General features: G+C 70.2%; 23 protein-coding genes. 11 read left to right on the top strand and 12 right to left on the bottom strand.

Annotation, left to right across the window (positions count from 1 at the left end; translation table 11 throughout):
- The first annotated feature begins 152 nt into the window (after positions 1-152).
- The 5 genes from HG543_RS29365 to HG543_RS29345 all read left to right on the top strand — a co-directional run bounded on the left by HG543_RS29365 (position 153) and on the right by HG543_RS29345 (position 7,372).
- The gene (locus tag HG543_RS29365) at positions 153-1,427 is read left to right on the top strand and encodes an MFS transporter (RefSeq protein WP_169348204.1); all 1,275 of its coding nucleotides are present in this window, start codon (positions 153-155) and stop codon (positions 1,425-1,427) included.
- A 195-nt stretch (positions 1,428-1,622) separates the two neighbouring features.
- Positions 1,623-1,907: a hypothetical protein gene (locus tag HG543_RS29360; protein WP_169348203.1), complete on the top strand. Its 285-nt coding sequence runs from the start codon at positions 1,623-1,625 to the stop codon at positions 1,905-1,907.
- A gap of 183 nt (positions 1,908-2,090) precedes the next feature.
- The gene (locus HG543_RS29355) at positions 2,091-5,123 is read left to right on the top strand and encodes an HYR domain-containing protein (RefSeq protein ID WP_169348202.1); all 3,033 of its coding nucleotides are present in this window, start codon (positions 2,091-2,093) and stop codon (positions 5,121-5,123) included.
- Between the two features lie 186 nt (positions 5,124-5,309).
- Entirely contained in the window at positions 5,310-6,368 is a 1,059-nt protein-coding gene (locus HG543_RS29350) for an SDR family oxidoreductase (protein ID WP_169348201.1), read from the top strand.
- Positions 6,369-6,385: 17 nt separating this feature from the next.
- Positions 6,386-7,372, top strand: a complete 987-nt coding sequence (locus HG543_RS29345) for an aldo/keto reductase (protein ID WP_169348200.1) — start codon at positions 6,386-6,388, stop codon at positions 7,370-7,372.
- A 70-nt stretch (positions 7,373-7,442) separates the two neighbouring features.
- On the opposite strand, the gene HG543_RS29340 is transcribed toward HG543_RS29345, so the two are convergent.
- The 4 genes from HG543_RS29340 to HG543_RS29325 all read right to left on the bottom strand — a co-directional run bounded on the left by HG543_RS29340 (position 7,443) and on the right by HG543_RS29325 (position 13,159).
- On the bottom strand, positions 7,443-8,999 hold the full coding sequence (locus HG543_RS29340) for a hypothetical protein (protein WP_169348199.1): 1,557 nt from the start codon (positions 8,997-8,999) through the stop codon (positions 7,443-7,445).
- 72 nt (positions 9,000-9,071) lie between these two features.
- Positions 9,072-9,698, bottom strand: a complete 627-nt coding sequence (locus HG543_RS29335; RefSeq protein ID WP_169348198.1) for an NlpC/P60 family protein — start codon at positions 9,696-9,698, stop codon at positions 9,072-9,074.
- 523 nt (positions 9,699-10,221) lie between these two features.
- Positions 10,222-10,956 (bottom strand): class I SAM-dependent methyltransferase, encoded by a 735-nt coding sequence (locus HG543_RS29330; RefSeq protein ID WP_169348197.1) that lies wholly within the window; start codon positions 10,954-10,956, stop codon positions 10,222-10,224.
- Between the two features lie 346 nt (positions 10,957-11,302).
- Positions 11,303-13,159: a hypothetical protein gene (locus HG543_RS29325; RefSeq protein WP_169348196.1), complete on the bottom strand. Its 1,857-nt coding sequence runs from the start codon at positions 13,157-13,159 to the stop codon at positions 11,303-11,305.
- Between the two features lie 270 nt (positions 13,160-13,429).
- On the opposite strand from HG543_RS29325, the gene HG543_RS29320 reads away from it, so the two are divergent.
- A complete protein-coding gene (locus HG543_RS29320) occupies positions 13,430-13,882 on the top strand; it encodes a dirigent protein (RefSeq protein ID WP_246357380.1) in 453 nt (150 codons plus the stop codon).
- A gap of 42 nt (positions 13,883-13,924) precedes the next feature.
- Here the strand turns inward: HG543_RS29320 and HG543_RS29315 are convergent, their stop codons facing one another.
- Positions 13,925-14,371: an SRPBCC family protein gene (locus HG543_RS29315; RefSeq protein WP_169348195.1), complete on the bottom strand. Its 447-nt coding sequence runs from the start codon at positions 14,369-14,371 to the stop codon at positions 13,925-13,927.
- A gap of 252 nt (positions 14,372-14,623) precedes the next feature.
- Between HG543_RS29315 and HG543_RS29310 the strand changes: the two genes are divergently transcribed.
- The 4 genes from HG543_RS29310 (at position 14,624) to HG543_RS29295 (ending at position 16,400) form a co-directional block, all read left to right on the top strand.
- Entirely contained in the window at positions 14,624-14,947 is a 324-nt protein-coding gene (locus tag HG543_RS29310) for an ArsR/SmtB family transcription factor (protein ID WP_169348194.1), read from the top strand.
- Positions 14,944-15,351, top strand: coding sequence for an SRPBCC family protein (locus HG543_RS29305; protein WP_169348193.1), 408 nt, complete (start codon positions 14,944-14,946; stop codon positions 15,349-15,351). Before HG543_RS29310 ends, HG543_RS29305 begins: the two co-directional genes overlap by 4 nt.
- A gap of 81 nt (positions 15,352-15,432) precedes the next feature.
- On the top strand, positions 15,433-16,059 hold the full coding sequence (locus HG543_RS29300) for an SRPBCC family protein (protein ID WP_169348192.1): 627 nt from the start codon (positions 15,433-15,435) through the stop codon (positions 16,057-16,059).
- Complete coding sequence (locus HG543_RS29295) at positions 16,059-16,400, top strand: ArsR/SmtB family transcription factor (RefSeq protein WP_169348191.1); 342 nt, start codon at positions 16,059-16,061, stop codon at positions 16,398-16,400. Before HG543_RS29300 ends, HG543_RS29295 begins: the two co-directional genes overlap by 1 nt.
- On the opposite strand, the gene larE is transcribed toward HG543_RS29295, so the two are convergent.
- The 7 genes from larE to HG543_RS29260 form a co-directional block, all read right to left on the bottom strand.
- Positions 16,397-17,290, bottom strand: coding sequence for an ATP-dependent sacrificial sulfur transferase LarE (larE, locus tag HG543_RS29290; protein WP_169348190.1), 894 nt, complete (start codon positions 17,288-17,290; stop codon positions 16,397-16,399). The two genes, HG543_RS29295 and larE, sit on opposite strands and share 4 nt — an antisense overlap.
- A gap of 100 nt (positions 17,291-17,390) precedes the next feature.
- The gene (cysC, locus tag HG543_RS29285) at positions 17,391-18,182 is read right to left on the bottom strand and encodes an adenylyl-sulfate kinase (protein ID WP_169348189.1); all 792 of its coding nucleotides are present in this window, start codon (positions 18,180-18,182) and stop codon (positions 17,391-17,393) included.
- Positions 18,183-18,375: 193 nt separating this feature from the next.
- The gene (locus HG543_RS29280) at positions 18,376-18,768 is read right to left on the bottom strand and encodes a M67 family metallopeptidase (protein ID WP_343073466.1); all 393 of its coding nucleotides are present in this window, start codon (positions 18,766-18,768) and stop codon (positions 18,376-18,378) included.
- Positions 18,769-18,800: 32 nt separating this feature from the next.
- Positions 18,801-19,442, bottom strand: a complete 642-nt coding sequence (locus HG543_RS29275; protein ID WP_169348187.1) for a ThiF family adenylyltransferase — start codon at positions 19,440-19,442, stop codon at positions 18,801-18,803.
- Positions 19,443-19,451: 9 nt separating this feature from the next.
- Positions 19,452-19,724 (bottom strand): MoaD family protein, encoded by a 273-nt coding sequence (locus HG543_RS29270; protein ID WP_169348186.1) that lies wholly within the window; start codon positions 19,722-19,724, stop codon positions 19,452-19,454.
- Positions 19,725-19,727: 3 nt separating this feature from the next.
- On the bottom strand, positions 19,728-19,967 hold the full coding sequence (locus HG543_RS29265) for a sulfurtransferase TusA family protein (protein ID WP_169348185.1): 240 nt from the start codon (positions 19,965-19,967) through the stop codon (positions 19,728-19,730).
- Positions 19,955-20,731 carry a HesA/MoeB/ThiF family protein gene (locus HG543_RS29260; RefSeq protein WP_169348184.1) on the bottom strand — a complete coding sequence of 259 codons (777 nt, stop codon included), beginning with the start codon at positions 20,729-20,731 and terminating at the stop codon, positions 19,955-19,957. The genes HG543_RS29265 and HG543_RS29260 overlap by 13 nt, the downstream gene beginning before the upstream one ends.
- 122 nt (positions 20,732-20,853) lie before the next feature.
- On the opposite strand from HG543_RS29260, the gene HG543_RS29255 reads away from it, so the two are divergent.
- Positions 20,854-21,312, top strand: a complete 459-nt coding sequence (locus HG543_RS29255) for a hypothetical protein (protein WP_171818001.1) — start codon at positions 20,854-20,856, stop codon at positions 21,310-21,312.
- The last annotated feature ends 76 nt before the right edge of the window (positions 21,313-21,388 follow it).

The raw sequence follows: 21,388 nt of genomic DNA, 5'->3' as shown, positions 1-21,388 counted from the left end.
GCGAGCCCGGGAGCCGCGACCGCCGGCCGCCTGCGTGAAGTCGAGCGATTCATACGCCCAGCGTATATGAGATGTCCGGGCCACGGTGGTTCTCAAATCGATGGCCCGAGGGAACACTCTGTCTCGACGAACCCCGACGGAGGGTCTTTCCCATGTCCACCATTCACGCGACGTATCATCCCTCGCCCCTGCCAGGGACCGCGGTCCCCAGCTCCAACCCCCGCGAGCAGAGCGGCCCGAGCCTCCCGCTGGTCCTGCTGCTGGCCCTCGCGGCCGGACTCTCAGTGGCCTCCCTGTATTACGCGCAGCCGATGCTGGGCGTGCTGTCCGAGGACCTTCACGCGTCCAACCGTGCCGTGGGCATGCTCCCCACCCTCACGCAGCTCGGCTACGCACTCGGCATCCTGCTGCTGTCACCCCTCGGCGACCGACTGGACCGTCGCCGCGTCATCGTGGCCAAGGCCCTCGTGCTCGGCCTGGCGCTGCTGCTCGCCGGCACCGCGCCCTCCATCCACGTGCTGCTGCTCGCCAGCCTGGCCATCGGCCTGAGCGCCACACTGGCGCAGGACATCGTTCCGGCGGCCGCCACGCTCGCACCCGAGGCGCGTCGCGGCCGGGTGGTGGGCACCGTGATGACCGGCCTGCTCCTGGGCATCCTGCTGTCGCGCGTGGTCAGCGGCTTCACCGCGGAGCACCTCGGCTGGCGCACGATGTTCCTGCTCGCCGCCGCGAGCATCGCGGCGATGGCCGCCGTGGCCTGGAAGGTGCTCCCCCACTTCAGGCCGACGACGCAGCTGAGCTACGCGGAGCTGCTGCGCTCGGTGGGCCACCTGTGGAAGACGCATCGTGAAGTGCGCCACGCCGCGCTCGCGCAGGGGCTGCTGTCGGTCGGCTTCAGCGCGTTCTGGTCCACGCTGGCGGTCCTGCTGCACGCGGAGCCGTTCCACCTCGGGAGCACCGCCGCCGGAGCCTTTGGCCTGGCCGGAGCCGCGGGCGCTTTCGCCGCGCCCCTGGCGGGAGGGCTGGCCGACCGCCATGGTGCCCGCGTCGTGACGCGCGTCGGCGGGGTCCTCGCGATGGTCTCCTTCGCCCTGCTGGGCCTCTGGCCCTGGCTGGCGCCCGGTGCCCGCCTCGCGCTGCTGGCCATCACCGCCCTTGGCTTCGACCTCGGCTACCAGGTGACGCTCATCGCGCACCAGAGCATCGTGTACTCCGTCGACCCCGCCGCCCGCAGCCGGCTCAACGCCCTGCTCATCGTGGGCATGTTCATCGGCATGGCCGCCGGCGCCGCGCTGGGTGGGCTGCTGCTCGCGCAGTGGGGCTGGCTCGCGGTGGCGGCGCTGGCCACGGGCTCCTCGGCGCTGGCGCTGGTCATCCGCTTCCTTCCCCAGGCCCGGGCCGGAGCGGCTCCTGCGCGCAACACCTGAGCACCTCGGCGGTGATGCTCGCCGCCCGGCGTCACGGAGCGCATCTGGGGCAGAACGGCCCCAGGTGCTCCTTCCTCCCCGTCACACCTGGACAATCGCGTCTCGGATGACAACTGCCATCCGTTTTGTGTCCCCACAGGAGAACCTTGTAAACTTGTACCAGGCAGAAATGCCTGAACAAAAGGAACTCCAACGATGCTGCGAAACACCCTTGTTCTGATGGCGTTGTCGATGTCGCTGGCGGCGTGTGGCATGGGCCAGGAAGAGTTCGAGACTCCGCCCGCCGCGGACGTCGCCGCCGAGAACGTCGGGACGCAGGAGCAGAACGCCCTCGCATGTGAGCCGGGCCCGTCGTCGCAGTGGTGTGAGAACGTCGCGAACATGGCCTGCTCGACCACCATCAACCGTCGCTGCTACATCCCCAACTACTGCGAGTGGCTCTACTGCCGCTGCATCGGCGGCGTCTGGCAGTGTGAGTAGTCCCGAGGCCCGGGAGCAGATGCAACACGGGGCCTGAAGCAACACATGCAAGACATGGCGGCCCGCCTCCGGATGCGTCCGGGGCGGGCCGTCGTGCGTTTGGGGCCATGGGCTGTCGGGCGGCTGGGATAGGCTGTGCCCGGCCCGTGGAGACCCCACGGGCCTCCCCCAAGGAAAGACACCATGCATTGGCCAAACCCAGCCCCCGCACTGCTCGTGGCCGGGGTCATGGCGGGGCTCGTCGGCTGTTCCGAGCCCGCCGCTCCCTCCCCGGCTCCCGCGATGGCCGCCACCCGGCAGCAGGTGGACGGGCCCGCCCTGCTCAAGGACATCGACACCCGGCCCGTGGGCTTCCCCATGCTCGGAGGCTTCTACACGTCCCATCCCCTGCCTGGCGGCGGCACGCTCCTCGCGATGACGGATGAGCTCACCGGCACCGAGCTGTGGAGGACGGATGGCACGGAGCCGGGCACCACCCTCGTGAAGGACATCGCGCCCGGCGACAGGTCCTCCTCGCCACGGCGCTTCGCGTCCTTCCAGGGAGCCATCTACTTCGCCGCGGAGATGGAAGCCGGTCGCATCAGCCTCTGGAAGTCGGACGGCACCCCGGCGGGCACCGTGCTGGTGAAGTCCTTCTCCAACCTCCCGGATGGCCTGGGCGGCAGCTCCTTCGGCGCCATGGCGGCCGCGGGAGGCGCGCTCTACTTCCTTTATGACGACACGCTGTGGAGGAGCGATGGCACGGAGGCGGGCACCACCTCTGTCCAGGGCATGCTGCCGCCGACGGTGAGCAAGCTCCTCCCGGGCCTCACGCCCATGGGCGACGCGGTGTACTTCCTGGCCGAGGACTCCGCGCAGGGAACGGGGTTGTGGAAAACGGACGGAACGGCCGCGGGCACTCTGCGCCTGAAGGACCTGCGCACCGACGACCAGACCGGGGACCCCAACGGCATGACCGCCGTGGGCTCGACGCTCTACTTCGCCGCGGGGCCGGACGGCCGGGAGCTGTGGAAGACGGATGGGACGGTGCAGGGCACCCAGCTCGTCAGCACGCAGCCCCAGCCCATCGGGTACCAGGTGGCCGTCGGCCCCTACCTCTTCTTCCAGGACATCACGTCGCTCTGGAGCACGAATGGGACGACGGCGGGCACGGTGAGGCTGCTGGCCTCGAACCCCACGTGGATGGTGGAGGCGGGCGGGGCGTTGTTCTTCGCTGTCGAGAGCGCGCTCGGCCACGAGCTGTGGGTGAGCAATGGCACCGTCGCGGGGACGCGGCGGGTGAAGTCCCTGGGTCCCGACGCGCAGCACGGCGCATCGGACGCCCTGGGCAGTGTGAACGGGCGGATGCTGCTGGTGGTCTCCCAGGGCAACAGGCAGGTGGGGCTGTGGAGCAGCGACGGAAGCGAGGCGGGCACGGTGCTGCTCGCGGAGCGGACCCTGAACACCGACCCCATCATGGATGGCTTCGGCCAACCCGCGGTGACGGTGGGAACGTCGGTGCTCGTCGCATTCGAGGAGCAGAATGCCCCGGGCCCGGTGTTCCGCACGGACGGCACCGCCGCTGGAACGGTGGAACTGCGGGAGGCCCGGCGTGGGACGAGGAGTTCCCAGGTCGAGCAGCGCCCGCTGGGCGTCACACCCGGCAAGGTCTTCTTCCTGGCACGCGATGAGGGGGGCCTGGGGCTGTGGGTGAGTGACGCCATCCCCGGAGGCACCCTGCGGCTCGGGCGTTTTTCCGGAGTGAACGCGTCCGCCACCGTGGGCTCCACGCTCTACTTCGTCGCTCGGGATGCGTCCCACGACCCGGGGCTGTGGAAGAGCGACGGCACGGTGGCGGGCACGGTGAAGGTGAAGGACTTCCCCTCCACCGACGGGAGCTTCCCCCCTCACAGCCTGACGGCGTTTCGCGGCGCCCTCTACTTCACTGCCACCGCGGACGCGAATGGCGAGGAGCTGTGGCGGAGCAACGGCACGGCGGACGGTACGGTGAGGGTCCTGGACCTGGCCCCCGGAAGCCAGGGCAGCTACCCGGTCCTCCTCCAGGTGATGAACGACACGCTGTACTTCTCCGCCATGGACTCGAACTTCCGCCGAGCGCTGTGGAGGTCGGACGGGACGGCGAACGGCACGGTGAAGGTGAAGGACGTCAATCTCTCCAATCTCGTGGTGGGTGGCGACACGCTGTATCTGCTCACGGATGACAACAGCCTGTGGAAGTCGGACGGCACGGCGGACGGCACCGTGCGGATTCGCGAGGATCTGGGCTCGGTGTGGGAGCTGGCCTGGGTGAATGGCAGGCTCTACATGGGCGTGGCGGACACGGCGCACGGCTACGAGCCCTGGGTGAGTGATGGGACGACGGAGGGCACCCACCTCCTCAAGGACATCCAGCCCGGGCCCACGGATTCCGGCGGCATCAGCTTCAGGCGACTGGGCAATCAGACCCTGTTCTTCGCCCAGGACGACGCGCACGGGCTCGAGCTGTGGCGGACCGACGGCACCGAGGCGGGCACGGTGCGGGTGACGGACCTCATGCCGGGCCCCCTTGGCAGCGTCCACGTCAACAACGAAACCGACAACTTCAGCGACATATTCGAGCTGGTGCCCCTGGAGGACCGCGGGCTGGCCGTGTTCGCGGCCCAGGACCCCGCCAGAGGCCTGGAGCTGTGGGCGACGGATGGCACGACGGAGGGCACGTTCCGACACGCCGACCTCGCGCCCGGGGAGGAGTCTTCCGCGCCCACGAGCCTGGCGGTGGTGGGCGACCAGCTCTTCGCCTTCGCCGGAGACGCGGCCCATGGCCGTGAGCCGCGGGCCGTGCCCCTGCCCCTGCCCCCGGACACCACGAAGCCCACGGTGAGCTGCCCGACCAACGTGAGCGTCACGACGGCGGATGCACAGGGCACGACGGTGGAGTACCCGGCCGCCACGGCGAACGATGACCGGGGCCCGCCGACGCTGGCCTACAGCCAGGCCTCGGGGACGCGCTTCCCGACAGGCGCGACCCCGGTGACCGTCACCGCCACGGACGCCGCGGGCAACACGGCGCAGTGCACCTTCACTGTCACCGTCACGCAGCAGCAGTCGCCGCCTCCTCCCGACAGTGACGAGGACAGCGGCTGCGGCTGCACCTCGGGCATGGCTCCGGGTGCGGGAGCAGGCTGGGGGTTGTTGCTCCTCGCGCTCGCCTCCCTGCGCGCGCGGCGGCGCGGCTAGGAATGAGCGGTAGACGCCCCGGGGACCTGACGCGCCCCGGGGCGTCTCGCCCTGTCCTGTATCCGGCAGTGCCGCCGGGGACCGTCGCCGTGCGGTCATCCGGAGGTCTCGGCGTCTCGCGCCTGTCGCGCGCCTCCACTCCGGCCGCTAAAGAAGCGGACCGACCCCGAGCGGAGGAATGACGAAATGAACGCGGCATCGAGCTCCCGTGGAACCGCGCTCGTCGCTGGAGCGGGTGGCATCATCGGCCATGCCACGGCCCACGAGCTGCGCTCCCAGGGCTTCACCGTCCGGGGGCTGGCCCGCCGCGCCATCCCCGGCCTGCCCTCGATTCAGGCCGACCTGACGGATGCCGAGGCCACCGCGCGGGCGCTCGCCCAGGCCAAGGACACGACCCACCTGTTCTATGCCGCGCTCAGCCCGGACGCGGACCTGTCCGTCGAGGCGGAGCGCAACGGACGAATGCTGGGAAACCTCCTGGACGGACTGGAGGCCGCCGGGGCGCCGCTCCGGCGCGTCGTCATCTATCAGGGGTTCAAGATCTACGGCATCCACCTGGGCGCCAAGGTCCCCACGCCGGCGCGCGAGAGCGACCCGCCGCACATGCCGCCCAACATCTACCTCGCGCAGGAAGCGCAGCTGCGGCGGCGCGCCGAGCGGAGCCCCTGGGACTACGTCGCGCTGCGCCCGGATGTCGTGGTCGGGGACATCCACGGCAACCCGATGAACATCGCGCTGGTCGTCGGCGCCTTCGCGGAAATCTCCCGCGCGCTCGGCATCCCCCTGCGCTTTCCGGGGACCGACAAGGCCTACGGTCAGCTCGTGCAGTTCACCGACTCGCGGCTGCTCGCGCGGGCCAGCGTCTGGGCCGCCACGAGCGACAGGGCGGGCGGCGAGGCCTTCAACGTCACCAACGGCGACGTCTTCCGGTGGGAGCGCATGTGGGGCGATGTTGCCCGTCACCTGGGGCTCTCCACCGCGTCTCCCGTTCCGCTCACCCTGGCGCGCCACATGGCGGACAAGGGGCCTCTCTGGCGGGAGCTCGCCACGGCCCACGGTCTGGCCGAGCCCGACCTCGGCAAGCTCGTCGGCTGGGGCTTCGGCGACTTCATCTTCCACACGGAGACCGACGTCATCTCCGACGTGAACAAGCTCTACGCGTACGGCTTCACCGAGCGGATGGACTCGACGGCCTCGCTGCTGGCCGCCATCGACAGCCTGAAGCGGCAGCGCATCCTCCCTTGAACCCCACAGGACAGAGCATGACCTCCAAGCCCCGTTTCACCCCTCCCGGCCCGCTCGGCTTCGGCGGCGCGCCGCTCGGCAACATGTTCTCCGTGGTCGACGAGGAGACCGCCCAGGGCGCGCTCTCCGCGGCCTGGGACAGCGGCGTGCGCTACTTCGACACCGCGCCCCACTACGGCAGCGGCGTGTCCGAGCATCGCTTCGGCCAGTTCCTGCGCCGCTACCCGCGCGAGCAGTTCGTCCTGTCGACCAAGGTGGGCCGGGTGCTGCGCGCGGACCCGAGCGCGAAGGAGAACCCGCCCTTCGTGCGCACCCTGCCCTTCCGCGGCGTCTACGACTATTCCTATGACGGGACGATGCGCTCCATCGAGGACAGCTACCAGCGCCTCGGCATGGCGCGGATCGACATCGCCTTCATCCACGACATCGCCGCGGACCATCACGGGGCCGCGTGGGAGGAGCTGTTCAAGAAGGCCATGGAAGGCGCGGCCCGGGCGCTCACCCGCCTGCGGGACGAAGGCGTCATCAAGGCCTGGGGCCTGGGGGTGAACCTCACCGAGCCCTGCGAGCGCGCGCTGGAGCAGTCCGACCCGGACGTGTTCCTGCTGGCCGGCCGTTACAGCCTGCTCAACCAGCCCGCGCTCGAGCGCCTCTTCCCGGAATGCCAGAAGCGGGGCGTCCACGTGGTGGTGGGTGGCCCCTACAACTCTGGCCTGCTCGCGGGTGGGCGGAACTTCGAATACCAGGAGGCTCCGCCGGAGATGGTCGCGAAGCGCGACCGCATCGCGGCCATCTGCGCGCGGCACCAGGTGGACATCCGCTCCGCGGCGCTTCAGTTCTGTGCCGCGCACCCGGTGGTGTCCGCCATCATCCCGGGCGCCAAATACGGGGACAAGGTGCGCGAGAATGCCCGGTTGATGGCCGCGCCGATTCCGCCCGCGCTCTGGGAGGAATTGAAGCGGGAGGGAATCCTCCCCGCCAGCGTGCCCACGCCGAAGGCCTGAGCCCGCTCGAGGCCGCGCGGAGCAGGCGAGCCCGCCGCCGAGGAGTCGAACCTGGCTGTGATGCTCAGCTTCAATAGTTCCACGCGACGCAGTCGGTCGTCGTGCGGGTGACGAACTCGGCCAGCGTGCGCATGTTCCTGACGAACGTGCTCGTGTCGAGATAGTCGCCGGGGGTGGCACCACTTCGCGGCCCACCCGGGCTGTACGTCGTGATCCACCTCTCGTTGTTCACCGCGGTGTCGACGGCTTGCGCGGTGTCGGCGCGGAGCTTCTGGCACGAGCGCTTCATCACGCTCGTATCGCTCGCCAGCCGGTCGTACTCCGCGCGGATGGCGGCGAGCTGCGACGGGCCCTCCCACCCGTAGTTCTGGTAGGTCGGCGGCGCGGAGGAGAACTGGACCGGGTAACCGCCGGGCCTCACCGTGTAGAAGCCGATGTTCGACGGCGAGGTGTCGTCGAGTTCGATGTAGCGGTGGATGAGCGTGTCGTTGGCGAAGTCGACGTTCTCGATGTACGCGAGCGCCGTGCCCACCGCGTCGCGGTTCGCCGGCACACTCGGGTCGAGCTGGTAGAGGCGAAGGAGCGCCCACATGACGTCCTGGCTCTCCTGGCCGGCGATTGCCGGAGCCTCCCAGTTGCGTGCCCAGCGCGGCTGCATCTGGATGTCGTACTGCTGCGCCCAGGCGGGCTGGGGCTGCGGCATCTGCGCACGGCGAAGGAAGCCACCGAACGCGGTGAGCATGGATTGATAGGTCGCGGCCCGCGCGGGATAGACCTCCCTTGCCCAATACAGCATCTCCACGAACGCCGACGCGAGGTTGTCGTTCAAGGTCGGGTCGTCCCAGTACTCGATGGTGTAGGAGTTCGCGTAGCAGTTGGCGAGACCACACGACGTGCCAATCGAAGGCGGATAGCTCGCCGCCAGCGCCGGCCGCGCGGCGACGGGACCCACGAACCCCTGTGGGAAGCCGCCATGTGTCGGGAACTGCGAGGTCTCCACCCGCGTGCGGGCGTACGCGGAGGATTCGGAGATGGCCGTGTTCGCGAACCCGAGGAGCTGATCGGTGCGCATCATCGCGATGAGCGCGTTCTGGGTGACCTGGTCGTCGTAGGCCGTCATCGTGCAGCCACCGCAGCTGCAGCTCGCCGTGGTGTTGAGGTAGCACGCCCTGATGGTCGGCGTCGGCTTGAAGTCCGCGTAGAGGCGCCACCCTCCGGACTTGATCTGCCCGTGACGCAGCGCCATCGCCGCGTCCAATGCGTAGGTCTTGAGCGCGGGTGTCGCCGGGTCGGCGAGGGCGGCCTCGACGAACGCGAGCGTCACGTCCGCCGTACCGGGCGATTGGATCATGATCTGATCTTCGTCGAGCTGGATATCGCCCCAGCGCTCGCTCAGGTTGTTGGCGTTGTGGTGCCACGCATACCCGCCGCGGCGCGCGACCTGATCGTGGAAGTACTTCGCCGCGTTCCGCATGCGGCCGAGCGCCTTCGCGCGGAGCGGAGTCGTGGCCGCCTGCGCCACCTCGCCTGCGGGCTGTGAGTCATTGCCCTCCAGCTCGGTGTCCGGGGAAACACACGCGAACATCGAGACGGCGGGGAAGAGAAGGAGCGCGAGTTGTTTTCTCATGAGTTCCTCGTTTAGCACACAAGCGTTCCCAAGCAGGGGCAGCGCTCGACGAGGAATCACACCTCGGGTGTGTCAGCGCCGGGGCTCGGGCTTCGGCATGGGCGCATGGCGGCGGCAGCGTCGGGGCCGAGGCCCCTCCTCCATGCGCGTCACCACCAGCCCCGCGTAGGTGTCCGCGTGCGCCACGAGGTAGGCCGCCAGATCCACCTCCACCACGCGGCCCGCGAAGTGGTCACCGACAATCCACTTCCCGCCGCCACTGTAGAGGCCGGTGTGCCACACCCAGACGGGCCGGCCCGCCAGCTCGCCAATGGCGGGCTCCGCCGGGTTGGAGTCGAAGCCGACCAGCAGCAGCACGTCTCCCGGACGCAGCTTCGACACGTCGAGCGCGGAGGAGGCCACCGGCGCCATCCCCTCCACCGCCTTCCCCAGCTCGCCCGAGGGGACCGACACCGTGGGCAGCACGGAGAAGGACTTCCACCCGCACCGGCCCACGCGCTCGGCCGCGTAGAACAGCACGCCCTGGCAGTCGATGCCCTCCCCCGGTGCGCGCATCCGCCCGCCGAACGTGTACGGCACGCCCAGCACCTCGCGGGCCGCGGTCACGAAGCGCCCGGTGGCGTCCTCGCGCCGCTCGCGCGACTGTGCTCCCGCCACCCCGGCCCACCCGGCAAGGGCCATCACGATTCCCGCTGCCATGCTCCGGCGCATGACGCCATCCTACCGCACGGCGGGGCCAGGCTGCCCACGCGGGGCGACAACATGTTCGGCAGCGCAGCCCATCCAGCGTGGCATTGAACAGATTCTCGTCCGGGATGAACCCAGACATGACGAGCACGCCCGCCCGGGAAGCTGCACCCGCGGCAACCCTCCCTACGTCCAGGAGACCTACGAGGGCACTTCCACGGAGGACTCGCAGGTCTACGTGGGCACGCATCAGCGGTACGTTGGACGGGGCGCGTAGCGCGTGCAAGAACGGCCACATGTTCGAGCTGAACGATGCGCTTGAGCGCCTGCACCTGCCGCATGACGTGGTCGCCCTCGAGCAGACCTGGAAGCGCCGGCTGCACACATGTACGCCCTACGGCCTGAACGAGAACTGAGCGGGTTCTGGCTTGATGGCCATCGGCCCTCTACGCATGAAGAGTCTCTGCCCCGGAGAGAGGACTCCTGGCGGGGCAGTGCGGCGGCTCGACTCCCGCGAGCAGGCGCGGCCCGCCGCTCATGAGGCGCGACGGGCGATGAAGATGCAGGAGTCCTGCATGCCCAGCGCCGTCGCCATCATCCCCAGGCTGTTGCCCGCCAACGTCACCAGCGGACGGGGGACGCGCCTCAGCGCATGGGCCCGCTCGGCGAGGCTGCCGGGCTCGAAGTCGAGGTCCCCAAAGGCATCCACCCATTCCAGTCCCACGCGCGGCAGCAGGGCCGCCATGGACCTGCGGGTGAAATAGCTCTCGTGCGGAGGGAAGGTTCCGCACTGGTAGAGCTGCTCCAGCAGCTGCGTGGGCCCGAGGGCCGCCATCATCCGGGAGGTGCGGTACAGCAGGCCACTCGCCACGGGCACCTTCAGCACCACCCACTCCAGCTCCGGGGCGAGCTGGGTGACGAGGTGCTGGACCATGTCCGCCAGGTGCGGACCCGGGAAGTGCTCCACGACGTCCAGCAGCGTGAGGATGCGAGGGCGGAACGGCAGCGACTCCAGCGGCAGCGGCCAGCGGTCTCCCTCCGGCAGGGGCAGCCGCACCGCGGGAATCCCCGCCTCGCGCATCAGGCCCACCGACAGCTCGGAGATGTCCGCGCCCGCGAGCTCGCGAACCCCCGCCTGCCGGCAGCTCTCCAGGAACCAGCCCCGGCCCGCGCCGAAGTCCAGCAGGCGTGACGGCTCGGGGATGTGCCGGCGCAGCCGCTCCAGGATGCGTCGCCCCTGGCGCTCGCGCGTCGCCCGGAGCGACTCCATGAAGCCGCCACTGTCATATTGGGCGTGGTAGTCCGCCGAGTTCCTGGCGTCGGTATGCGAGGCCGCCCGGTGTCCACACCGGGCGCAGGTGGCGACGGAGAGTCGAGCCCCCCGGAATGAGTCGCGAAGCGAATGGGACTGACAGGCAGGACACGTGAGAGGAGACACGGGCAGGTCGGGGCATGGACGGTCGCCCGGCGCGACCGAAGGGGGACGCAGCGTACCTTCCTCCCCGCCGGTTCGCGACCTCCAACGCGCGCCGGTTGACGTCGAGCAAGCGGGCGTGACGCGTACGACGGCCAGAGCGCCCCCGCTGCGGCGCTCCGGCCTCGCCCAGCCTCAAGCGCTACGGGATGCGGCCGGTGTCCATGAACGTGTCGGCCGCGATCTCCGACACCTTCCACTCCCAGCCGGCGGGCATCGTCGGCTGCAGCCACCACTCCCACGCCTCGTGGATGTCCACGTCGTAGCGGCCCACGGACCAGAGCCGCTCCCGCATCCGGCCGAACGCACCGCGCGGGCCCAGGCCGTAGGCCGCCTGCAGCACCTCCGCGTTGTAGCGGTAGAGGAAGGTGGACACGCGCATCTCGTTCTCGTTGCCATTCGCCCACACCAGGCCCGCGGAGCCATAGGTGCAGCCCGGGCCGTTGCAACGCGTGTAGGTGCCGGAGAAGTCGTAGCCATTGCCGCCCACCGGGTAGCCGTGCCACTTCGCCAGGAGCGTGCCGAAGTAGTTGGCCCAGCCCTCGTTGTAGGCGAGCTCGGTGTTCTGCTGCTCGTAGCCACTGTGGCTGCCCCAGGCGAAAGCCGGGAAGGTGATGGCGAGGGGCCCCTGGTCATAGGCCCAGTACCAGGTCGCCTCGCTCGTCGTGAAGTACATCAGCTCGTGGCCGAACTCGTGCCACACGGTGAACGGGTCCGCCCAGTCCGCCTCCACCAGCTCCAGCTTGGAGACGGTGGCGAACGAGACGGAGGTGAAGGGCACGTGCGTGGGCCAGGCCACGCGCAGCGGGAAGAAGGCCGCGCCCGCGCCGCCGGCGTACGCGTTGAACTCCTCGGCATACTGGATGAGGTTGAGCACGCCCAGCGCCTGCTCGGCCGGGGTCTGGTCGGAGTTGAGGCTCACGTGGAACGTGGTGCCGGTGGTGTCCCAGAAGGTGCCGGTGCGCACGCTGTGCGTGCCGCTGTAGGGCGTGAGGATGTAGTAGACGCCCATGCGGCGCGAGTCCTCCGTCTCCACGACGAAGAACAGGTCCGCCAGCGACATGTCCCACGGCGCGCCGTAGTCGCAGGTGGGCTTGCGGAAGTGGAACCAGCCACTGTCATCCGTGTAGCCCGTGGCCACCTGCGTGTTCGGCAGGGCGGGGTTCTCGTCGTAGACGGTGATGCGGGCGCGGCGCACGTCGTACCAGCGGCCCTGGTACTGGAGGTTCACGTGCACCGACGCCGCGTCGCCGTTGGCATTGCAGCCCAGGCCCATCGCGCTCACGTCACCGGACGGGAGCCCCCGCGACGCGGCCTCCAGGTCGGCGCGCGACGGCTCGCCGCTGCCGGTGCCGGGCAGCAGCGTCATCACGGTGCTCACCGGCTCGGAGCGGGTGCCATCCGCCTTCGGGAAGGTGACGCCGTCCAGCACCACCGTGCGAGACGCTGCGTCCGGCTCCCCGCCACGCGACGCCGCCCGCGCGTCCTCGACGTCCAGCCGGGCCAGCTCCTCCGCGGTGCGCACGCGGGGCACGCCTCCCAAGTGCTCGGCGAGCGACTGGGTGACGGGCGCGCGCGCGGCCTCTCCGGGCCGGTGCGCGTTGAGGCCCAGCAGGTGCGACCTGGGCCTTCCCCACGCCTCGGCGTGCCCCACCGCGGTGACGGAGAAGAAGCCCGCGCGCGAGGCGCGGCCCTTCACGGTGACATGCTTCGTCTCGCCCGCCGCGAGGTCCACCGTCAGCGTGCGGCGCTCCAACTCCAGGCTCTCGGGGGCGTTCAGCTCCACGGTGGCGGTGGTGGCCACCGGGCTGGACACCTCGACGCGCAGGGCGAGGGGCCCACCCGCGACCAGCTCCTCTTGCGCGAGGTGGAGCTTCACTCCCGCCTCGTGCGTGGCCTCCGTGACTTCCGGTGCCGGCGCCGGGTCCCCACACCCGGTCAGGGCGCCCAGGACGAACGCCACACCGCACACCGCTGCCTTGATACGCGACATACCCATCCCGTCATCTCACTGTTGTGACAGCCGGCACGTGAGGCCCCGCACGGGACGCACGTGCGTCCCGCGCCGTGCCCTCACGACGTCACGGCCGTGTGCCGTGGGAAGGCGGCCTCCGTGTCATCGGGCCGTCCCACCGCGTATACGCAGGGGGAGATGAAAACGGGTCGTCGCGACCTCACCCCGCGGTGCAAGCCGGTTGCGAAAGTCCAAGCCGCCTGCGAAACCGCGGCCTCCATTGCCCCCAGCGGGCAAAACCCACGGAGAGACAAGATGCGCAAGGTCGTTCTCATGGCTGCTCTCGCAGTGCCCACCGCCACCCAGCTGCTCGGCTGCTCCAGCGCTCACGCGAAGGATGACGAGACGCTGGTCACCATCGCGGATGCCCGCAGCGGCATCGCCCAACCGGTGGACCTGGGAGCGCAGGGGGACTCGCCGGGGGACCTGTTCGTGTTCGACCAGCCCCTGCTCAACGAGGCCCGGGAGAACATCGGCTCCAACAGCGGCTACTGCGTCCGGACGCTGCCGGGCCAGTTCAGCGAGTGCCAGTGGACGCTCACCCTGGCCGACGGCACCATCACCGTCGCGGGCCGGGAGGCCGAGACGGGCACCTCGTACGTCCCCATTGTCGGCGGCACGGGTTCCTACCAGGGGGTGCGTGGCGTGCTGGCCACCACCCCCAATGGCGACAGGACGTTCACCCAGGTGCTCACCATTCAGCGGTAGCCCGGGATGGAGCGGCGCCGGGACACCCCCGGCGCCAGGGCCTCAAACCGCGCCCGCCGCGACCGCGGCCTTGATGTTCTGGAAGAAGAACTCGAAGTTCTTCTCCGAGATCTTCTTCGCGTCCGCTTCGGACATGTCCACGGGGATGAAGGTCGAGCGCAGCATGACGATGCAGGCATCGGGGCCGGCGCGAATCACCTTCGCGAAGCCACGATAGTCGGCGAACGGCACGAGGCCGCCCGTGTCGATGATCTGATACGTCATCTCCATGTTCACTTCGTCGTAGTGGTCGCAGCGCTCCACCACGGAGGCCACGCCCAGATGGCCTTCCGTGCGCATGGTGCGCACCATGCCCAGCCCGTTCCCCTCGAACTCCATCGACGAGACGTAGCCCTTGCCGGCGATGCGCTGCCCGTCATGAGTCGAAAAGAGCTTCCAAACCCGCTCGGCCGAAGCGGCAACCTTGGTGGCCTGTTGATTCACGACCATGGACTTCCTCCGATGCCGCGGCGGACGGGTGGGATGACGAGACTGCCCTCGTTTCGCGGTGACATCGGCGGAACATAGCCGAGCACATCGGGAGGGCTGCCTGGGCGCCTGCTCTCTCCGCCCGGCTCCGCGCGGTACCGCTCCGCTCATCGGCGTGACAGGCCGCCCACCGCCTGGACGACTGTTCCCTTCACCGGACAATGCGTCGGAACTTGTTGACGCGTCGGATTCTTCCGACGTATTCCGTTCGTCATGACGACGAACGTGGACGTGTTCTCCGCCCTGGCGAATCCCATCCGTCGGGAAATCCTGGTGAAGCTGCGTCGCGGCCCGCTGGCGGTGACGGAGCTCGCGTCGGGGTTCGACGTGGGCCGGCCCGCGGTGTCCGAGCATCTCCAGGTGTTGCGCAAGGCGAAGCTGGTCCGCGAGGAGCCTCGCGGCCGGGAGCGCTACTACCACCTGGACCCGCGACCGCTCGCCGAGGTCGAGGCGTACGTCGACACCTTCACCCGCTACTGGAAGGAGCGCCTCGCCGCGCTCGATGCCGTGCTCAAGGAAGAGGAGAAGAAGCGATGAAACGCACCGACTTCATCCAGCTGGACCAGTCCTACGCCCAACCTCCGGCCGCCGTGTGGAAGGCCCTCACCACGCCCGAGCTGCACGCACGCTGGTGGGCCGCTGGCGACGTGCGCCCCGTCGTCGGCCACAGGTTCGAACTCGACATGGGCCCCTGGGGGAAACAGCCGTGCGAGGTGCTCGAAGTCGAACCCGAGCGCCTCTTCAAGTACCGCTTCACGCCGGACTGGACGCTCACGTGGCGCCTGCAACCGGAGGGCACCGGCACCCGGCTCACCCTCCTCCACCAGGGCTTCGACCCCGACAATCCGAAGCACCGTTTCGCGCTCGACAACATGAGCAAGGGGTGGCCGCAAATCCTGGTCAGGCTCGGCACGGCGCTGGCGGACCGGCCCGCATCCTGACACCGGCGCTCCGGAGTCATTTAAGAATGGACTAATATAAGTGCGGACTGTAATGATTCCCCTCGAAAGGGAGGTCCGCACTTGCCACACAAGACGATGGGCGCCGAGGTCCGTGAGCTGGTGGAGCGCGAGCACGAGGGCAAGCCGGCCCACGTGGTGATTGCCAGCCGCGTGTACCGCACCGATGCCAGGAACCTGTGGGATGCCCTCACCAACGCCGAGCGCCTTCCGCGCTGGTTCCTGCCCATCGAGGGCGAGCTGCGCGTCGGCGGCCGGTATCAGCTCAAGGGCAACGCGGGCGGCACCATCACCCGTTGTGAGCCGCCCCGGGCCTTCGACGTCACGTGGGAGTTCGGCGGCGGCACGAGCTGGGTGAGCATCCGCCTGGCGCCGGAGGGCCAGGGCACGCGGCTGACGCTCGAGCACATCGCGCTCGCCGCCGACGCCGACGCGCACTGGAAGCAGTTCGGTCCCGCCGCCGTGGGCGTGGGCTGGGAGCTGGGCTTCCTGGGCCTCGGCCTCCACCTCGAGAGCGGCGAGGCCGTCCCACCGGAAGCCAACGCCGCCTGGATGGCCTCCGACGAGGCAAAGCGCTTCATGCGCGCGAGCGCCGAGGGCTGGGCCGCCGCCCACATCGCGGCCGGAGAGGCGCCGGACGTGGCCCGCGGGATGGCCGAGCGCACGGCGGCGTTCTATACAGGCGGCTGATGCATGCCTTCGACGTCCTCGGCGATCCGGTTCGCCGCCGCATCCTCGAACTGCTGGCGGAGGGCGAGCACGCCTCGGGCGAAATCGTGACCGAGGTCCAGCGCGACTTCGACATCACCCAGTCGGCCGTCTCGCAGCACTTGAAGGTGCTGCGGGAGAATGGCTTCGCCACGGTGCGCGTCGATGGCGCCCGGCGGCTCTACGCCGTGGACGCCACGCCCCTGGCCGAGGTGGATGCCTGGCTGAATCGCTTCCGCGCGTTCTGGGGGCCACGGCTGGACGCCCTGGCCACCGAGCTCAAGCGGGAGAAGACGAAGGACAAGAAGAAGCGCGGCGACTAGCTCACCACGGGCAGCGAGAAGCCGGCCGGCTTGCCCGCCTCGGGGCGCGCCACGCCGGCCGCCTCGTTCATGCGGCCGGAGCGGAACGGCTCCAAATCCAGCGCCACGAACTTGAACCCCAGCGCCAGGAACGCGGTGTTGATCTTCTGGCGCACGTCCGCGGCGAGGAAGCGCTCGTACTCCTCCGCCGCCACCTCCAGCCGCGCCACCTCCTGGTGGTAGCGCACGCGGAACTGGCGGAAGCCCAGCTTGCGCAGCTCGGACTCGGCGGAGGCGATCTGCAGCAGCCTGTCCCGCGTCACCGACGTGCCGTAGGGGATGCGCGACGCCAGGCACGCCATCTGCGGCTTGTCCCAGGTGGGCAGCCCCAGCGACTGGCTCCACGCGCGAATCTCCTCCTTCGTCAGCCCCGCCTGCGCCAGCGGCGACACCACGTGGTGCTCCTGCGCCGCCTTGTGCCCCGGCCGGTGGTCCTTGAAGTCGTCCGCGTTGAAGCCATCCAGCACCACCGCCAGCCCCAGCTCCTTCCGGCGGGCCTCGCAGATGTCGTACAGCTCCGTCTTGCAGAAGTAGCAGCGGTTGGTGGGATTGGCCGCGTACTGCGGATTGGCCAGCTCGTTGCTGCCCACCACCATGTGCCGGGCACCGATGCGCTCGGCCAGCTCCCTCGCCTCCTGGGCCTCCTCCGGCGCCACCGACGCGGACAGCGCGGTGAGCGCCAGGGCGCGCTCGCCCAGCTCCTCCACCGCCACCTTCAGGACGAAGGTGGAGTCCACGCCGCCGGAGAACGCCACCAGGGCACTGCCATGGGCGCGCAGCGCGGCGCGCATGGCCTCCAGTTTCGGGCGCGAGGACTCACACAGGGCCTGGATCCGCTCGGGGCTCAGCATGGGGGAACTCCTAAAACGGAAGGGCCCCTGATTGCACGCTCAACGAGCGGCAACCCGGAGCCCTTCGACTGGGGAAGCGAGGGCCTGGACGGCCCGTGAATCAACGGGCCTTGTTCTTCGCCGGCTTCTTGGCGGCGGGCTTCGCCACCCGGGCCGCGCGCGTGGCCGGACGCGCCTTGGCGCCCTTGTCCGCCTTGGGGGCCTTCGTCGCCGCCGGACGGGCCTCGTCGGCGCGGCGCGCCTTGGCGCCCTTGTCCGCCTTGGCGGCGCCCTTCTCGGCACCCTTCTCCGCCTTCTCACCCTTCGCCGGCAGCGGGTTGGCCTTCATCTTCTTGCCGGTGATGATCTTCAGCTCGTCCGTGGTCATGTAGCCAAGGTCGAGCAGCGACTGGAAGATCTTCGCCGCGCCGTCCTCCACCGACTCGGTGTCGGAGTGGATGGTGACCTCCGGCGAGTTGGGCGGCTCGTACGGCTCGGTGATGCCGATGAAGTTCGGGATCTCCCCGTTGAGCGCCTTCTTGTAGCGGCCCGTGGAGTCACGCTCGATGAGCTTCTCGGTGGGGCAGTCGACGTAGACCTCCACGTACCGGCCGATGGCGCGACGGTTCTCCTCGCGGCCCGCCTTGTAGGGGCTCACGCAGGGCACCAGCGCCGCGACGCCGTTGCGCGTCAGCAGGTTGGCCACATAGCCCAGGCGGCGGATGACCGTGACGCGGTCCTCCTTGCTATCGCCCAGTCCCGCCCAGAGCGCCTCGCCGAGCTCGCCCTCGTCGAGGATCTCGACGTTGCGTCCGACCTGCCGCAGCCGCGCGGCGATGTAGGCGGCAGTCGTGCTCTTCCCGGTTCCGGACATGCCGGTCAGCCAGAGGGTGAAACCAGTGTTGGGGGCCATAAGCCTGTTCAACTCCCTGCGTCCGGAGCGCTTCTTGCAAGCTGCGTGTGGACGCCGCAGATTCAGAAGATGCGGGCGGTTATAGACGAAAACCCCCTCACTTGACAATTCGCGCACACCTTTCCGCAGGTGGGGTGAGCGAGCAGCCAAGTGCCTGCCAACACATGGTTTTTTCGTTTATGAAATGACTTTTTCAGGGTTCTCGGACCCTGAAATCGCCCTCTTCCCACCCGTACTCACGCACGCAGGTGACACAGCCCCGGTGTACGGATGCGATGAGGTAGGAAACTCCGGGTAGCAGTGGCAGACCCTCCGGGGCGGCCCGGACGCGGTCCTCGTGCGAAAAGGTGGCGGGGGCATCCACGTGTGAGTGGAACACGCACACCGCCCGCTCTCCCCGTGCGTCCGCCTCCATGGACACCGCCAGCCACTCCTCGGGAGCGAAGGCGTAGGCCGTCGCGGGCCTGGGGGAGACGTTGCGCAGGGGGCGCACCCGCCAGGGGCCGTTCTCGCCCGCGCGGAGTACCACGCCGCAGCCCTCCTGGGGGTAGCGGGCCTCCAGGTGCCGGGCCACGGCTTCGCGCACGGAGTCGGGCCAGCCGGGGTCGGGCCAGTGGATCACGCCGGGGCGGGCCCGGCGCTCGCGGCGCAGCGGGCACAGCGCCGCACCTCCAGGTCCTCCACGACGCCCGGGGCCAGGAGCCAGCGGCCTCCCAGCGCGGGGCCCAGCCCCAGCCGCAGCCGCTGGAACACGAGGGCGCCCAGCGCGCCCAGCGCCATGCCCAGCGCGCCGTCCGGCGGCTGGATGAGGTGGCGCACCGTCTCGCCGAAGCACCAGACGCACCCGTCCGGGCCGCGGAAGACGACGGCCGCGCGCCGCCCGTCTCCGCCCAGGGCCACCCAGGGGGCCTCGCCGCTCCAGGCCGAGGGCAGCTCCGCCACGAGCCCCCCTCCCCGTCCGGCGCCGGCCGCGTCCGGGTTGAGCGCCGGCACCGCCCCGTCCAGCGCCGCCGCCTGGGGCTGCCCCACGGCGTCGGCGTCCACGAGGAAGCCGGGCGCCCAGGGCCCCAGCGTCAGCGAGCCCGTGCCCGCCACGGGCGTTCCGCCCCCGGCGAGGTACGCCGCGGCCGTCATCCCCGAGGCGCCGATGGCATCCACCCGCGCGGCGCCGGCCAGGAGCGACTCCTGCCCGCGCCCGCCCACCTCGCGCAGGAGAATCTGCCGGGAGTAGCGGAGGATCTGATCTTCTCGCAGCGCCATGACGGCCTTTCAGCCTCCCGCCATCGCGGGGATGAGGGTAATGCGGTCCGCCTCCTTCACCGGCGTGTCCAGCTCGCCGAGGCCGCGGATGTCCTCCTCGTTGAGGAAGACGTTGACGTAGCGGCGCACCGCCCCGCGCTCGTCGAACAGCCGCGAGCCGATGCCGGGATAGCGCGTGTCCAGGTCCTTGAGCACCTCGCGCACGGTGGCGCCGGTGGCCTTCACCTCGGACTGGTTGCTCGTGAAGCTGCGCATCGTGGTGGGAATGCGGATGGTCGCCATGGCCTACCTGCCCTGCTTGCGGAGCACCAGGAGGTGCGTCCCGTCGGGGCGCGCTTCCAGGGACACGACCTCGTGCCCCTCCTCGCGCGCGTTGCGTGGAACGTTCTTCAGCGGCTCGGCGCCGCGCAGCAGCACCTCGAGCAGCGCGCCCGGCTCCAGCGCCTCCAGCTTCAGCTTGGTGCGCACGTAGGTCATCGGACAGACCTCGCGGGTGATGTCCAGCGTGGCCCTCACCTCGGACATGACTCGGCCTCCCTCGCGGACTCGGGGTACTCCGGAACGGCGGTGACGCGGCAGCCCGGGCAGTCCGGCGCGCGCTCCACGCGGACGCGGCGGCCCGTGAGCGACACGCCGTCCAGCACGTGCAGCAGGGCCTCACCGGGCAGCGGGCGCGCGGCCCCGGCCAGCAGCTCCAGCGCGAGCAGCGCCTGCACCGCGCCCACCAGCCCCGCCAGCGAGCCGAGCACCCCCGCCTGCGCGCACGTGGGCACGGCGTCCGGCGGCGGGGGCGCCTCGTAGAGGCAGCGCAGGCACGGCCCCGTCGGGTCCAACCGCATGGCCTGCCCCTGCATGCGCAGCACGCCGCCGTAGACGAGCGGCACGCCGGTGAGCACCGCCACGTCCGACAGGAAGAACTTGGTGGCCACCCCGTCCGTGGCGTCGATGACGGCGTCGTGCGCGCGGAAGAGGGCCTCGGCGTTGCCCGCGTCCACGCGCTCGGGGAGCGCTTCGGTGGACAGCGTGGGGAAAGCGCGCGCCAGGCCCGCCACGGCGGACTCCGCCTTGTTGCGGCCCACGTCCGGGGGCCGGTGCCAGAGCTGGCGTGGCAGGTTCGTCACGTCCACCCGGTCCGGGTCCGCGAGCGTCAGGTGTCCGACACCCGCCTGCGCCAGCGCCAGCGAGGCCGGGCAGCCCAGGCCGCCGGCGCCCACCAGCAGCACGCGCGCGCGCTCGAGGCGGGATGCGTGGGGGATTCGGGGATGATGGTCCGTGTCGTGTCCGTGCATCCGATTGCCCTCCGCTCGGAGGCGGAAGCGAATAAGGTGCGTGCCCCTGCGTCCACCGTGAAGACGGGCGCAGCCGCCCAACCACCGTGCCGCTTCGACGCGGACCTCCTCCGCGAGGACATATGAAAAACCTGCCCGGCGTGCTCGCTTTTTCCACCGCCCTCCTCCTCGCCGCCGGCTGCCACCGGAATACCGGCGAGGGCACCGGCGCCACCGACGCGGCCGTCGGGGCTCCCTCGGAGGGTACCCAGACGGGCACCCAGCGCGGCGCCATGACCTCCACCACGGATGACGCCGGCACCGTCACCGTCGAGTCCCCCAACCCCACCACCGACGCCGGCATCACCTCCCGGGACGGCGGCGAGGGGATGGCCAAGGGCACGGGGGGGAACCGCGAGGCGATGGAGGCCTGCGTGGACCAGTGGCTGAAGGCCAACAAGCTGGACCCGTACGGGCACGACGAGGGCACCATGTACGCGGGGGGCACGCCCCTCTTCGACGAGAGCACCGGCGAGCGGAAGGACCGGCTGGAGTACGTCTTCCAGCGCAAGCCCGAGGCCCGGAAGGCCTGCGCGAAGTGACGCGCCGCGCGGGGCGGGGTCATGCCTCCCCGCTCCACCAGGAGGGAGGCAGGCCGCCCCCGGGATTCCCGCCCAC

It is taken from the genome of Pyxidicoccus fallax (genome assembly GCF_012933655.1).
Classification (GTDB): Bacteria; Myxococcota; Myxococcia; order Myxococcales; family Myxococcaceae; genus Myxococcus; species Myxococcus fallax.
This window is presented reverse-complemented; position numbering and strand designations above follow the sequence as displayed.

Bases quoted from the DNA above. Each gene is read 5' to 3' on its own strand.
- HG543_RS29365 (WP_169348204.1), top strand. From the start codon at position 153: ATGTCCACCATTCACGCGACGTATCATCCCTCGCCCCTGCCAGGGACC.
- HG543_RS29360 (WP_169348203.1), top strand. From the start codon at position 1,623: ATGCTGCGAAACACCCTTGTTCTGATGGCGTTGTCGATGTCGCTGGCG.
- HG543_RS29355 (WP_169348202.1), top strand. From the start codon at position 2,091: ATGCATTGGCCAAACCCAGCCCCCGCACTGCTCGTGGCCGGGGTCATG.
- HG543_RS29350 (WP_169348201.1), top strand. From the start codon at position 5,310: ATGAACGCGGCATCGAGCTCCCGTGGAACCGCGCTCGTCGCTGGAGCG.
- HG543_RS29345 (WP_169348200.1), top strand. From the start codon at position 6,386: ATGACCTCCAAGCCCCGTTTCACCCCTCCCGGCCCGCTCGGCTTCGGC.
- HG543_RS29340 (WP_169348199.1), bottom strand. From the start codon at position 8,999: ATGAGAAAACAACTCGCGCTCCTTCTCTTCCCCGCCGTCTCGATGTTC.
- HG543_RS29335 (WP_169348198.1), bottom strand. From the start codon at position 9,698: ATGGCAGCGGGAATCGTGATGGCCCTTGCCGGGTGGGCCGGGGTGGCG.
- HG543_RS29330 (WP_169348197.1), bottom strand. From the start codon at position 10,956: ATGGAGTCGCTCCGGGCGACGCGCGAGCGCCAGGGGCGACGCATCCTG.
- HG543_RS29325 (WP_169348196.1), bottom strand. From the start codon at position 13,159: ATGGGTATGTCGCGTATCAAGGCAGCGGTGTGCGGTGTGGCGTTCGTC.
- HG543_RS29320 (WP_246357380.1), top strand. From the start codon at position 13,430: ATGCGCAAGGTCGTTCTCATGGCTGCTCTCGCAGTGCCCACCGCCACC.
- HG543_RS29315 (WP_169348195.1), bottom strand. From the start codon at position 14,371: ATGGTCGTGAATCAACAGGCCACCAAGGTTGCCGCTTCGGCCGAGCGG.
- HG543_RS29310 (WP_169348194.1), top strand. From the start codon at position 14,624: ATGACGACGAACGTGGACGTGTTCTCCGCCCTGGCGAATCCCATCCGT.
- HG543_RS29305 (WP_169348193.1), top strand. From the start codon at position 14,944: ATGAAACGCACCGACTTCATCCAGCTGGACCAGTCCTACGCCCAACCT.
- HG543_RS29295 (WP_169348191.1), top strand. From the start codon at position 16,059: ATGCATGCCTTCGACGTCCTCGGCGATCCGGTTCGCCGCCGCATCCTC.
- larE (WP_169348190.1), bottom strand. From the start codon at position 17,290: ATGCTGAGCCCCGAGCGGATCCAGGCCCTGTGTGAGTCCTCGCGCCCG.
- cysC (WP_169348189.1), bottom strand. From the start codon at position 18,182: ATGGCCCCCAACACTGGTTTCACCCTCTGGCTGACCGGCATGTCCGGA.
- HG543_RS29275 (WP_169348187.1), bottom strand. From the start codon at position 19,442: ATGGCGCTGCGAGAAGATCAGATCCTCCGCTACTCCCGGCAGATTCTC.
- HG543_RS29270 (WP_169348186.1), bottom strand. From the start codon at position 19,724: ATGGCGACCATCCGCATTCCCACCACGATGCGCAGCTTCACGAGCAAC.
- HG543_RS29265 (WP_169348185.1), bottom strand. From the start codon at position 19,967: ATGTCCGAGGTGAGGGCCACGCTGGACATCACCCGCGAGGTCTGTCCG.
- HG543_RS29260 (WP_169348184.1), bottom strand. From the start codon at position 20,731: ATGCACGGACACGACACGGACCATCATCCCCGAATCCCCCACGCATCC.
- HG543_RS29255 (WP_171818001.1), top strand. From the start codon at position 20,854: ATGAAAAACCTGCCCGGCGTGCTCGCTTTTTCCACCGCCCTCCTCCTC.